This is a genomic window from Rhodanobacter sp. UC4451_H18 (assembly GCF_052978225.1).
In genome coordinates this window covers 3461137-3474557 of record NZ_CM129663.1, presented here as the reverse complement: position 1 = coordinate 3474557, position 13421 = coordinate 3461137, and the positions used below count along the sequence as shown (strand labels likewise).

11 protein-coding genes are annotated in these 13421 nt (G+C 66.3%); 2 read left to right on the top strand and 9 right to left on the bottom strand.

Annotation, left to right across the window (positions count from 1 at the left end; genetic code table 11):
- From pheT to map, 9 genes are all read right to left on the bottom strand, one after another.
- A complete protein-coding gene (gene pheT, locus ACVCMG_RS15560) occupies nt 1-2433 on the bottom strand; it encodes a phenylalanine--tRNA ligase subunit beta (protein ID WP_447114508.1) in 2433 nt (810 codons plus the stop codon).
- 106 nt (nt 2434-2539) lie between these two features.
- Nucleotides 2540-3535, bottom strand: coding sequence for a phenylalanine--tRNA ligase subunit alpha (gene pheS / locus ACVCMG_RS15555; RefSeq protein WP_395119722.1), 996 nt, complete (start codon nt 3533-3535; stop codon nt 2540-2542).
- A 97-nt stretch (nt 3536-3632) separates the two neighbouring features.
- The gene (gene rplT, locus ACVCMG_RS15550) at nt 3633-3992 is read right to left on the bottom strand and encodes a 50S ribosomal protein L20 (protein WP_136257363.1); all 360 of its coding nucleotides are present in this window, start codon (nt 3990-3992) and stop codon (nt 3633-3635) included.
- 11 nt (nt 3993-4003) lie between these two features.
- Complete coding sequence (rpmI, locus tag ACVCMG_RS15545) at nt 4004-4201, bottom strand: 50S ribosomal protein L35 (RefSeq protein WP_395119723.1); 198 nt, start codon at nt 4199-4201, stop codon at nt 4004-4006.
- A gap of 296 nt (nt 4202-4497) precedes the next feature.
- Nucleotides 4498-5022, bottom strand: a complete 525-nt coding sequence (gene infC, locus ACVCMG_RS15540) for a translation initiation factor IF-3 (RefSeq protein WP_395121221.1) — start codon at nt 5020-5022, stop codon at nt 4498-4500.
- Nucleotides 5023-5066: 44 nt separating this feature from the next.
- Nucleotides 5067-6968 (bottom strand): threonine--tRNA ligase, encoded by a 1902-nt coding sequence (gene thrS, locus ACVCMG_RS15535; protein WP_447114507.1) that lies wholly within the window; start codon nt 6966-6968, stop codon nt 5067-5069.
- 195 nt (nt 6969-7163) lie between these two features.
- A complete protein-coding gene (locus ACVCMG_RS15530; RefSeq protein WP_395119725.1) occupies nt 7164-7613 on the bottom strand; it encodes a CopD family protein in 450 nt (149 codons plus the stop codon).
- A 61-nt stretch (nt 7614-7674) separates the two neighbouring features.
- On the bottom strand, nt 7675-10308 hold the full coding sequence (glnD, locus tag ACVCMG_RS15525; RefSeq protein WP_447099967.1) for a [protein-PII] uridylyltransferase: 2634 nt from the start codon (nt 10306-10308) through the stop codon (nt 7675-7677).
- Nucleotides 10309-10434: 126 nt separating this feature from the next.
- Nucleotides 10435-11199, bottom strand: coding sequence for a type I methionyl aminopeptidase (gene map / locus ACVCMG_RS15520; RefSeq protein WP_447098382.1), 765 nt, complete (start codon nt 11197-11199; stop codon nt 10435-10437).
- Between the two features lie 315 nt (nt 11200-11514).
- Between map and rpsB the strand changes: the two genes are divergently transcribed.
- On the top strand, nt 11515-12375 hold the full coding sequence (gene rpsB, locus ACVCMG_RS15515; protein ID WP_395119728.1) for a 30S ribosomal protein S2: 861 nt from the start codon (nt 11515-11517) through the stop codon (nt 12373-12375).
- 99 nt (nt 12376-12474) lie between these two features.
- On the top strand, nt 12475-13356 hold the full coding sequence (tsf, locus tag ACVCMG_RS15510; RefSeq protein ID WP_447114506.1) for a translation elongation factor Ts: 882 nt from the start codon (nt 12475-12477) through the stop codon (nt 13354-13356).
- Nucleotides 13357-13421: the final 65 nt, after the last annotated feature.

Here is a 13421-nt window from a genome sequence, read left to right as displayed (position 1 = left end):
TCATCCTCGCAGTTTCCCCTGGCATGTCTGCTCCAACGCGTTCACCGCTTCGCGTACCCAGTGATCCGCGTCGTCGTCTGTAAGGGTGCGTGAAGCGTCCTGCAAAATCAAGCCCATAGCGAGACTCTTTCGGCCTGCTTCGACGCCTTTGCCGCTGTAGCGGTCGAACAGCCGCAGCTCCCGCAACCGCGCGCCCAGCGTGCCGCGAACGGTGTGCTCGATCCGTGACCAGCTGACGCTTTCCGGCAAATCCATCGCGATATCGCGGCGCACCGCAGGAAATCGCGGGATCGCGGTCGCCCGGGGCAGGCGGCGGGCCAGCAGCGGCTCCAGCGCCACCTCCAGCACATGCACGTCGGGGCCCAGATCGAGCTCCCGCGCCAGCCGGGGGTGCAGGGCGCCGAGATAGCCGACCGTCTCGCCGTCGCGCGCGACCCGGGCGCCGCGGCCCGGATGCAGCCAGGACGGCAGCTCATCGGCATGGATCGACCAGCGCTCCGGCTCGCCGCCCCAGGCGATCAGCGTATCCAGGTCGCCCTTGAGATCGTGGAAATCGAGCAGGCGCGACGGCTCGCCCCATTGCTCGGCGCGCGCGTTGCCGCTGGCCACGACGGCCAGGCTGGGGGTTTCCACCGGTGGTTCGCCGGCCTGCGGATGCGTCAGGCCGTGGATGCCCGGCTCCTCGCACCCGGCCGCGCCTTGCCGGAACACCCGCGCCACTTCGAACAGGCGCACGCGACCCTGCTGGCGTGCGCGGTTGTGCCGCAACGCCTCGACCAGGCCCGGCAGCAGCGAGGGGCGCATCACCGCCAGGTCGGCCGACAGCGGATTGGCCAGCGGCACCAGTTGTTCGTTGAAGCCCCAGCGGGAGAGCAACTCGGCCGCCACGAACGACAGGTTGACGGCTTCGTGGTAACCCCGTGCCGCCAATTGCTCGCGCAGCGCCAGCTCGTTGATGCGCGCTTCGGGCTCGATCGCCAGCACCAGCGCGCCGGACGGCGAATGGGTGGGAATCTTGTCGTAGCCGAAGATGCGCGCGACCTCCTCGATCAGGTCTTCCTCGCGCTCGATGTCGAAGCGGCTGCTCGGCGCGGTGACCCGCCAGCCATCGCCGATCGTTTCCACCCGCATGCCCAGCGCGGTGAAGATGCGTGCCACCTCGGCGTCGGCCACGTCCACCCCGAGCACGCGTTTCAGGCGTGCTCGGCGCAAGGTCACCGGCACCGGCTGCGGCAGGTCGGCGGCGTTCTCGGCCACCAGCACCGGGCCGGCCTGCCCGCCGGCGATCGCCAGCAGCAGTTCGCTGGCGCGCTCCAGCGCGCGACGCGGCAAGCCCGGATCGACGCCGCGTTCGAAGCGGTGCGAGGCGTCGGTGTGCAAGCCCAGCTTGCGCGCGCGGCCCATGATCGCGGCCGGGGCGAAGTGCGCGGACTCCAGGAACACGTTGCGCGTGACGTCGGTGACGCGCGAGTCGTGACCGCCCATCACGCCGGCTACCGCCAGCGCTTTCTTCTCATCGGCGATCAGCACGAAGCCGTCATCCAGCTTTGCTTCGCTGCCATCGAGCAGCTTCAGTGTCTCGCCGGCGCGCGCATGGCGCACCACGATGTCGCCGTCCAGCGTGTCGTTGTCGAACGCGTGCAGCGGCTGGCCCAGTTCCAGCATCACGTAATTGGTGACGTCGACCACCGCGTTGATCGGGCGCAGGCCGGCTCGGCGCAGGCGCTCGGCCAGCCACAACGGCGTTTTCGCCGCCAGGTCGATGCCTTCGATGATGCGCCCGAGATAGCGCGGCGCATCCTTGCCCGCCTCCAGGCGGATGCCGCGGCGCGCTTCGCTGCTCACGGGCACCGCCGCCTGCGCGACGGTCTTCACGTGACTGCCGAACAGCGCAGCCACGTCATGCGCCAGGCCGAGCAGGCCGAGGCAATCGGGGCGATTCGGGGTGAGCTTCAGTTCGAAGCTGGCATCGGGCAGGCCGAGGTAGGCAGCCAGCGGCTGGCCCACCGGCGCATCCAGCGGCAGTTCCAGCAGGCCGGAGGCATCGGCATCGATGCCCAATTCCTTCGCCGAGCAAAGCATGCCGAACGACTCGACGCCGCGCAGCTTGGCCGCCTTGATCGAAACATCGCCGGGCAACTGCGCACCAACGGTGGCCAGCGGCACCTTGATGCCCACCCGCGCGTTCGGCGCACCGCAGACGATCTGCAGCGGCTCGCCCTGCCCTGCATCGACCTTGCACACCTGCAGCCGGTCGGCCTGCGGATGCTTTTCGGCTGCGACGATCTCGGCCACCACCACGCCGGTCAGGCCCTCGCCCAGTGGCGTGAGCTCTTCCACCTCCAGCCCGGCCATGGTCAGCGCATGCGCCAATGCCGCACGGTCAGCCTTGACCTCGACCAGTTCACGCAACCAGTTTTCGGAAAATTTCATGGTTTGGATCCGGGAATGGGGAATCGGGAATCGGGAATGGGAAAGGCAAAAACCACGGCACCGAGGCCGCCTCTACGATTCCCTGCCCCCCATTCCCGATTCCCGTTCATGCAAACTGCCTGAGAAACCGCAGATCGTTCTCGAAGAACGCACGCAGGTCGGAGACGCCGTAGCGCAGCATGGCGAAGCGCTCCACGCCGAGGCCGAAGGCGAAGCCGGTGTAGCGCTCCGGATCGATGCCGCAGTTCTTCAGCACGTTCGGATGCACCATGCCGCAGCCGAGCACCTCCAGCCAGCGGCTCTGGCCATCCTCGGTCTCCCAGCGGATGTCGACCTCGGCCGAAGGCTCGGTAAAGGGGAAATAGCTGGGGCGGAAACGCATCTCGAAATCGCGTTCGAAGAACGCGCGGATGAACTCGGCCAGGGTGCCCTTGAGGTCGGCGAAACTGGAAGTCTCGTCAACCAGCAGGCCTTCGATCTGATGGAACATCGGCGAGTGAGTCTGGTCCGAATCGCTGCGGTAGACCTTGCCCGGCGCGATGATGCGGATCGGCGGCTGGCGACCGGCCATCGTGCGGATCTGCACCGGCGAGGTATGCGTGCGCAGCAGACGGCCGTCGCCGAAGTAGAAGGTGTCGTGCATCGCGCGCGCCGGATGGTGCGGCGGGAAGTTCAACGCCTCGAAGTTGTGCCAGTCGTCCTCGATCTCGGGGCCGTCGGCGCGCTGATAGCCGAGCCGCGCGAAAATCGACGCGATGCGTTCCAGCGCGCGGGTGATCGGGTGAATGCCGCCGCGCTCGCCATCGCGGCCGGGCAGCGAAATGTCGATCGCCTCGGAGGCAAGCCGATGGTCGAGCTCGGCCTGTTCCAGCACGGCCTTGCGTGTCGCCAGTGCGTCGACGAGGCGCTCCTTGACACGGTTCACTTCGGCACCGCGCGCCTTGCGCTGCTCGGGCGCCAGGGTGCCCAGGGTCTTCAGCGCGGCGGTCACGATGCCGCTCTTGCCCAGCAGACCCACGCGCAGGGACTCCAGCGTATCCAGCGTCTCGGCCTGTTCGATGCCAGCCAGCGCCTGCGCGGCCTGGCGTTCCAGATCATCCATCGGTGCGGTCCCGGTTCGGACGTGCAAAAACGAAAACGGGGAGGAGGCGTGTGGCCTCCTCCCCGCTTGATTCACATTCTATCGTCGCAAGCGACGATCAAGCAGCCAGGGCGGCCTTCGCCTTGTCAGCGATGGCCCCAAACGCCTTGATGTCATGCACGGCGATATCAGCCAGGACCTTGCGGTCGACGGTGATGCCGGCCTTGCTCAGCCCATTGATCAGACGGCTGTAGGACAGCCCGAACATGCGCGCGGCAGCGTTGATGCGCACGATCCACAGTGCACGGAACTGGCGCTTGCGCTGCTTGCGGCCGATATAGGCGTACTGACCAGCCTTGATGACGGCCTGGTTGGCGACGCGGAAGACCTTGCGGCGGGCGTTGTAGTAGCCCTTGGCGCGGCCGATGATGGTCTTGTGACGACGACGAGCGGTGACGCCACGCTTTACACGAGCCATGGTCTATCTCCTCACAAGTACGGCAGCATGCGAGCCACGCCCGGCGCGTCACACGCCTTGAGGTGGTTCGGGGCACGGAGACCACGCTTCAGCTTGGTCGACTTCTTGGTCAGGATGTGCGACTTGTATGCGTGGCCGCACTTGATCTTGCCGGATGCGGTCTTGCGAAAACGCTTCGCAGCCGCCCGGTTGGTCTTGATCTTGGGCATGGAATGCTCCTTGAGTGGGAATGATCCCGTTTCTGACTGATCTGGCGGCAACCGCGGGTTGCTCTTTCCGTCCTGCCATGACCGGTGCACGACCCTTCCGGCGGGTCGAACCCGTAATCATACGGGTTCAAAAGGTCAAACGCCAGCACGAAGTGCCGACGCGTGCCTCCTCCCCCTCCGGAGAGGATTGGGGAGAGGGCACGGGGCTTGCCCGCTACCCAATTGAGGGCGGCCGCTCCGGGAGACACGGCAAAAGGAGCATTGCCCGCGAGCGAACTCCCGCAAAGGCGAACAGCCTATTTCTTCTTGGGCCCGATCATCATGACCATCTGGCGCCCTTCGAGTCGGGGGTACGACTCGACCTGGCCGTTGTCGCCGACGTCTTCCTGGATCTTGCGGGCCAGGTTCTGGCCGAGATCCTGGTGCGACATCTCGCGGCCGCGGAAGCGGATGGTGACCTTGACCTTGTCGCCCTCTTCCAGGAAGCGAAGCATGTTGCGCAGCTTGATCTGGTAGTCGCCCACGTCCGTGACCGGACGGAACTTCACTTCCTTGATCTCGACCTGCTTCTGCTTCTTCTTGGCGGCCTGGGCTTTCTTCTGGGCTTCGAACTTGAACTTGCCGTAATCCATGATGCGGCATACGGGCGGATCGCCATTGGGCTGGATCTCGACCAGATCCATGCCGGCTTCCTGCGCCAGCGCCAGCGCTTCGTCACGGGTCAGGATGCCGAGTTGCTCGGAATCTGCGCCAATGACACGCACCCGCGGCACGCGGATTTCCAGGTTGCGACGATTGCCCTTGTTGTCGGTGGTTGCGATACCACGATCCTCCAGAAGAAGTAATGAAACAGACCGTTCGGCGTTCAACGCCGGGTTTCGGTCTCCAGTCGCCCGATGAAATCGGCCAGCGGCATGCTGCCCAGATCCTCGCCGGAACGGGTACGGACAGAAACCGCGCCCGTCTCTTTCTCGCGGTCGCCGACCACGAGCAGATAAGGCACTTTCTGCATCGTATGTTCGCGGATTTTATAGCCGACTTTCTCGTTGCGCAAATCCGATTGTACCCGGAAACCTTTGTCGACAAGGGCTTGCGTGACCTCGCGAACGTAACCGGCCTGCGCATCGGTAATGCTGAACACCATCGCCTGGACCGGCGCCAGCCAGGTCGGCAGCAGGCCGGCATGGTGCTCGATCAGGATGCCGATGAAACGCTCCATGGACCCCACGATGGCCCGGTGCAGCATCACCGGATGCTGCTTCTGGGAGTGCTCGTCCACGTATTCGGCGCCCAGCCGCTCGGGCATCATGAAATCCACCTGCATGGTGCCGACCTGCCAGTCGCGGCCGATCGAATCGCGCATGTGGTACTCGATCTTGGGGCCGTAGAAGGCGCCCTCGCCCGGCAGCTCGGTCCAGGTTACCCCGGCAGCCGCCAAGGCACCCCGCAGCGCAGCCTCGGCCCGATCCCATACCTCGTCGTCGCCGATGCGCTGGTCCGGGCGCAGCGCCAGAGCCACCTCGATCTTGTCGAAACCGAAATCGGCGTAGACCTGCATCGCCTGCTGGTGAAAGGCGGTGACCTCCGGCTCGATCTGCCCGGGCGTGCAGAAGATGTGGCCGTCGTCCTGGGTGAACGCGCGCACGCGCATGATGCCGTGCAGCGCGCCGGACGGCTCGTTGCGATGGCAGCCGCCGAACTCGCCATAGCGCAGCGGCAGGTCGCGGTAGCTGCGCAGGCCCTCATTGAAGATCTGCACGTGGCCAGGGCAGTTCATCGGGCGCAGCGCGAAGGTGTGCTTCTCCGACTCGGTGAAGAACATGTTCTCCTTGTAATTGTCCCAGTGCCCCGACTTTTTCCACAACGACACGTCCAGCACCATCGGGCAACGCACCTCCTGGTAACCGCTGCTGCGGTACACGCCGCGCATGTACTGCTCGACCTGCTGCCAGATAGCCCAGCCGTTCGGGTGCCAGAACACCATGCCGGGGCTCTCTTCCTGCTGGTGGAACAGGTCCAGCTGCTTGCCGATCTTGCGATGGTCGCGCTTCTCGGCCTCTTCCAGCTGGAACAGGTAGGCCTTCAGGTCCTTGTCGTTGAGCCAGGCGGTACCGTAGATGCGGCTGAGCATCGCGTTGTTCGAGTCGCCGCGCCAGTAAGCGCCAGCCACCTTCATCAGCTTGAACGAATGCAGCTTGCCGGTGTTCGGCACGTGCGGCCCCCGGCACAGGTCGGTGAATTCGCCCTGCGAATACAGCGACAGATCCTGGTCGGCCGGGATGCCCTCGATGATCTCGGCCTTGTAGTTCTCGCCCAGGCCGCGGAAGAACGCCACCGCCTCGTCGCGTGATTTCACGCTGCGCGTGACCGGCAATTGCTCGGCCACGATCTTGTGCATCTCCGCCTCGATCTTCGGCAGATCCTCGGGCGTGAACGGGCGCTCGTAGGCGAAGTCGTAGTAGAAGCCGTTGTCGATCACCGGGCCGATGGTGACCTGCGCGCCGGGAAACAGCCGCTGCACGGCCTGGCCCATCAGGTGCGCGGTGGAATGGCGCAGGATCTCCAGCGCCTCCGGGCTCTTCTCGGTGACGATCTGCAGGCTGGCATCGTGTTCGATCGGGAAGCTGGCGTCGACCAGCTTGCCGTCGACCTTGCCGGCCAGCGTGGCCTTGGCCAGGCCGGCGCCGATCGAAGCGGCCACGTCCTGCACGGTGACGGGGTGTTCGAACGGCTTCTTGCTGCCGTCGGGGAGCGTAATCTCGATCATCGCGAAAGCTTCTCTTGAAAAGCAAAAAAGGGCTTGACGCCCTTTCTTTGACAAACGAAGGCGTGGTGGCGGTCAGTCGTGGCAGCACGTAGTCGTCATGTCGCACACTCGGCCGGCGCAAGCGCGGGCCACCTTGGTCTCGTGGATGGTGCCGAAATCCTAGTCTAGCCCAGATCGTGCGCGTCGCGGAGAGCCTCAGAACGGCTTGGCCAGCACCAGCCAGATCACGCCCAGCAGCAACAGCACCGGCAGCTCGTTGAGCCAGCGCAACGTGCGCGCCGAGGGCAACGCAAGGCCCTTTGCGCTGCGCTTGAGCAATCGCCCGGCCCAGGTGAAGTAGACCAGCAACAACGCGACGAGGGTCAGTTTGGCGTCGATCCAGTGCGTGCCGGAGGCCACGTTCGGCAGGCTCTGCGGGAATACCCGCCAACCCTGCCACAGCACCAGGCCGAACAGGAACGCGATGCCGAACATGTTGTGGCCGAACTTGTACAGCCGACGCCCCATCAGCTGCAGCCGCGCCTGCACCGCCGGCTCGTTCGCCGCTTCGGCCATGTTCACCAGGATGCGCGGCAGGTAGAACACCGTGGCCATCCAGGCGATCACGAACAGCAGGTGCAACGATTTGATCAACAGATAGGTCATGACGAATGGGCGTGGCCGCTGCCTCGCGCAGCGGCGGGCATGATAGCGCGAGCCGCCCGCTTCACTCGCGCGCGGGACCGATCCGCGCCAGCAACGCCTGCAGCAGGCGCTGCTGGTGCTGCGCATCGAGCGGCGCGTTGGCGCGGTCGGTCAGCAGGAAGAAGTCCTCCACCCGCTCGCCGAAGGTGGCGATGCGTGCGTCGTGCACGCGTACGTCCTCGCTCAGCATCACCTGCGCCACCGCCGCCAGCAGACCGGGCCGGTCGGTCCCCGCCAATGCCAACTGGGTGCGACCGCCGGCGGCATGGAAGCTGATCTTCGGCGTCACCTGGAAATGCTTCTGATGACGCGACATGCTGCGCTTGCTCGGCTGCACGCCCACCGCTTGCGCGAGTGCGCGCTGCAGGCGCTGCTGCAACTCCTCGGCACGCGCGGGACTGGCCGGTTGCTGGCTGTCGGCTTCGAGCAACAGGAAGGTATCCAGCGCCATGCCGGTGGGCGAGCTGAGGATGCGCGACTCCATCACCGAAAAGCGCAGCCGATCCAGCATCGCCGTCACGGTCGCGAACAGGCCGTCCCGATCGGGCGTGTAGACGAACAGCTCGGTGCTGCCGCGTACCGACAACGGTTCCACCGCGACCAGCGGCACCGCACCCTGCGCGCGCAGGATCGCCGCGGTCTGCCACGCGATCTGCTCGGGCCGATGGCGCAGGAAGCTGAGTTGCGGAAAATCCCCCCAGACCTGCCGCACCCGGGCTTCGTCGAAGCCATCCTCCTGCAGCCGCGCCAGCGCCTGCGCGCTGCATTCGCGCACGCGCACGCCGGCGTCGCGCGGCAACTCGACGTCGCTGCGCAGGGCATGGCGGGTGCTGGTGCAGAGATCGGCCAGCAGGCGATCCTTCCAGCTGTTCCACAGGCGCGGGCTGGTGCCGATGATGTCGGCAATGGTCAGCAGGTAGAGCTGGCCGAGCTGCTCCCGCTCGCCCACCGTCTCGGCGAAGCGGTGCACCACCTCGGGATCGGTGATGTCCTGGCGTTGCGCCGTGGTGCTCATCAGCAGGTGATGGCGCACCAGCCAGGCGACCCGTTCGACGTCGCCAGAGGGGAGGCCCAGCCGCGTGCAGAAATCCCGCGCATCCTGTTCGCCCAGCACCGAATGGTCGCCGCCGCGACCCTTGGCGATGTCGTGGAACAACGCCGCCAGCAGCAGCACCTCGGGCTTGGGCAGCATGGCCCAGATCTCGCAGCCAAGCGGGAACTCGCCCCGTGCCGCCGGCTCGGCGAAGCGCGCCATGTTGCGCAACACGCGCAAGGTGTGTTCGTCGACCGTGTAGACATGGAACAGGTCGTACTGCATGCGCCCGAACACCTTGCCGAACGCCGGCAGGATCGCCGCCAGCAGGCCGTGCCGGTTCATCCGCCACAACGCCTCCACCGCCGGCGCACCTCGCCGCAACAGGCGCAGGAACGCGGCCAGCACCTCCTCGTCCCGGGCCAGCGCCGCGCCATGGGCGTCGGTCGCCTGATGGATGCGGCGCATGGTGTCGGCGCTGAAGCCCAGCACGCCGGACTGCTCCAGCCGGGCGATGAAAATCTCCACCAGCGCCGCGGGCCGGCGCATGAACAATTCCGGATCGCGCGCGGCCAGGCGCGCGCCGTAGCGCACGAAATCGTCGCCCACCGGCTGCTCCGCCGCGGGAGGCTCCAGCATCTCCTCGAAGCGCTCGGCCACCTGCACGCCGAGCCGCTCGACCTGGCTGGCTGCGCGGTAGTAGCCCTGCATGAACTGTTCGACGCCGAGGTTCTTCTCGTGCTCGTCCTGGAATCCCAGGCGTGCGGCCAGCGCCTGCTGATAGTCGAAGAGCAGCCGCTCCTCGGCCCGTCCCGCTTCCAGATGCAGGGCATAGCGGTAACGGCGCAGCGTCGATTCGGCTTGTTCCAGTTGGGCTTGCTCGGCCGGATCGAGCAGCCCCTCGGCGACCATCCCCGACAACCCGTCCGCGTGCGCCAGGCGTCGCCCCATCCAGCGCAGCGAGTCGAGCGTACGCAGGCCGCCGGGCCCGTCCTTGAGGTTCGGTTCGAGGTTGTAGGCAGTGTCGTCGTAACGGGCGTGCCGCGCGTTGCGCTCGGCCAGCCGGGCGGCGAGGTATTCGCGCGGCGGCCACAACGCCGGGTCGTCAACGATGCCCCGCAGTTGCGCATCGAAGGCCGGATCGCCGGCCAGCCGTCGCGCGTCGAGCAGGCTGGTGAATACGCTGGCGTCCTGCGCGGCCAGCGCCCGGCATTGCGCTGGTTCGCGCACGGCGTGGCCCACTTTCAGGCCGATGTCCCACAAGGTAGCGAAGAACTGCTCCAGTGCCCGCAGGCGCGCGGGCTCGGGTGCCGCCGCCAGCGCCAGCAGGTCCACATCCGAGTACGGAAACAGCAGGCCGCGGCCAAAGCCGCCAATCGCGAACAGCGCCGCGCCGGCTACCTCACCGAGGCAGGCTGCCCACACATGCGCAACCACCCGCGCCACCGACTCGCCGCGCCGCCGCGCCAACGCACTGGCATCCATGCCGTCGCGAAACGCCGTAGCCAACCCGCGATCCACATCCTCCAGCAACTGCCGCAACGCCCGCCGCGCCTCGGCCGAAACGCCGGAGCGCGGCACTGCCACGGGCAGGCGCGGCAAGGGAGGGAGCGCTGAATTCATTGGAGCGAGAAGTGAGTGGAGAGGAGTGCGGAATGAGAGAAGGCAGTCTGCCATGTCTGCATGGCATCCGGCGCCGGCGCCGCGCGTCCGGCTCTCTTTTCTCACTCCTCCCCACTCACTCCTGCTTCACGCATCCGGCCAGGGCGTGAGGATCTCGAAGCCGTCGTCGGTCACCGCCAGGGTGTGTTCCCACTGGGCGGACAGCGAATGGTCCTTGGTCACCACGGTCCAGCCGTCGGGCATCTGGCGCGTCTGCGGCTTGCCGGCGTTGATCATCGGCTCGATGGTGAAGGTCATGCCCTTCTTCAACTCGACGCCGGTGCCGGGCTTGCCGTAATGCAGCACCTGCGGCTCGTCGTGATAGACCTTGCCGATGCCGTGGCCGCAGTACTCCTTGACCACGCTGAAACCGGCCGCCTCGGCATGCTGCTGGATGGCGTGGCCAATATCCCCAAGCGTGGCGCCGGGACGCACCGCCTCGATGCCGCGCATCATCGCCTCGAAAGTCGTATCCACCAGCCGTTTGGCCAGCACCGACGGGGTGCCGGCGACGTACATGCGACTGGTGTCGCCGTGCCAGCCGTCCTTGATCACGGTGACGTCGAGGTTGACGATGTCGCCGTCCTTGAGCACCTTGCCCTCGCTCGGGATGCCGTGGCAGATCACATGGTTGACCGAGGTGCACAGGGTCTTGGGGAAGCCGTGATAGCCGACGTTGGCGGGAATCGCCTTCTGCACGTTGACGATGTGCTCGTAGGCGCGGCGGTCCAACTCCTCGGTGGTGACGCCGGGCTTGACGTACTCCTTGAGCATGGCCAGCACTTCGGCAGCCAGCTTGCCGGCGACGCGCATGCCTTCAAGGTCTTCGGGAGATTTCAGGGTAATGGCCATGGATTCCACTCATGTGGCGACAGAACTCCTTGAAATCCAGAGACTTGCCGCACCGCCGGCGTACCGGCTACAATTTCGGAGTTTTGCAGGGCTGATGCCTCCCGAGCGGGAGTCGATCCACGCAAAGCGAGCCGGGATTGTAACGCCCAGCGGTACAACACCCAAACCAACGCCACACACGCATCGGCACCGCCTTCGGGGTGCCGCGCCTCGCCCACCGTCAAAATCGGGCCAGTCGCGGTCGAAGCCGGGGATGCGTGGAGGTCCCAACCCCCAGGTTCCTTCTCGAGGGAACCGACAATCGGAGCGACACCCATGGCACAAGTCACCATGCGTCAGATGCTGGAAGCCGGCGTCCATTTCGGTCATCAGACCCGTTACTGGAATCCCAAGATGGCCCCGTACATCTTCGGTGCCCGCGGCAAGATCCACATCATCAATCTCGAAAAGACCCTGCCGCTGTTCACCGACGCGATGAATTTCCTGTCGGGCCTGGCGCAGAAGCGCGGCACCATCCTGTTCGTCGGCACCAAGCGTTCGGCCCGCGAGCCGTTGGCCGAAGAGGCTGCCCGCGCCGGCATGCCGTTCGTCACCTCGCGCTGGCTCGGCGGCATGCTGACCAACTTCCGCACCGTGAAGCAGTCCGTTTCGCGCCTGAAGGAGCTGGAAGCAGCCGAGACCGATGGCAGCTTCGACAAGCTGGTCAAGCACGAAGTGCTGGCCCGTCGCCGCGAGCGCGACAAGCTGCAGGCCTCGCTGGGCGGCATCAAGGACATGAACCGCCTGCCCGACGCGCTGTTCGTGATCGACATCGGCCACGAAGACATCGCCGTGCAGGAAGCCAAGAAGCTCGGCATCCCGGTGATCGCCGTGGTCGACACCAACTACAACCCGGAGCTGGTCGACTACGCCATCCCGGGCAACGACGACGCGATCCGCGCGATCCAGCTGTATGCCCGCGCCGCCGCCGACTCGATCCTCGAAGGCAAGGCCGCCGCGCCGGCCGCCGCCCAGGGCGACGGCAACGACTTCGTCGAGCTGGACGAGGAAGGCAACCCGGTGGCCAAGGTCGATCGCCCGCGCCGCGAGGCTGCCCCGCGCAAGTCCGCGCCGCGCCGCGACGGCGGTCGCGACGGCGGCCGTGGCCCGCGCAACGAAGGCGCGCCCGCCAAGTAAGCGCCGAGGCGGCGGTCGCCGACCGCCGCCAGGCTGCCGAGATCAACGCGTGACGGCGTTTGCTTGCCGTCGCGCCATCCAAGCATTGGAGAACTACCGATGAGCAATATTTCCGCCCAGATGGTGAAGGAGCTGCGCGAGCGGTCCGGCGCCGGCATGATGGAATGCAAGAAGGCGCTGGTGGAGAACAACGGCGACCTCGACGCCGCCATGGAGTGGCTGCGCAAGTCCGGCCTCGCCAAGGCCGACAAGAAAGCCAGCCGCATCGCCGCCGAAGGCCGCATCGTCACCGACCAGGCCAGCGGCAAGGCCGTACTGGTCGAGATCAACTGCGAAACCGACTTCGTGGGCAAGGACGCGAGCTTCCTGAAGTTCAGCGACGCCGTCGCCGAAGTCGCGCTGAAGTCCAGCGCCGCCGATATCGACGCGCTCAAGGCAGCCGCCTATCCCGGCGGCGGCACCGTCGAGGACGCGGCCAAGGCGCTGATCGCCACCATCGGCGAGAAGATCGACGTGCGCCGCATGGCCCGCATCGAGAACGACGGCGTGATCGGCAACTACATCCATGGCGGTCGCATCGGCGTGCTGGTGTCGCTCAAGGGCGGCTCCGAGGAGCTGGCCAAAGGCATCGCCATGCACGTGGCGGCGATGAACCCGGCGCACGTCCGCGCCGAGGACGTGCCGGCCGAGTTCGTCGCCAAGGAGAAGGAAATCGCGCTGAGCCTGATGTCCGAGAAGGACAAGGCCAAGCCGGCCGAGATCCTGGAGAAGATCATCAGCGGCAAGATCCACAAGATCGTTTCCGAAGTCACCCTGCTGGGCCAGCCCTACGTGCTGGACACCAACGTCACGGTCGCCGAGGCGCTGAAGAAGGAAGGCGCCGACGTCATCTCGGTCGTCCGCCTGGCCGTCGGCGAAGGCATCGAGAAGGTGGAAGAGGATTTCGCCGCCGAAGTCATGAAGCAGGCAGGCTTGAGGTAATCCGAAGTACCCGTCATCCCTGACGGCAAAGACCGGCCATCGGGCAACCGCTCCTGCGTTGCCTC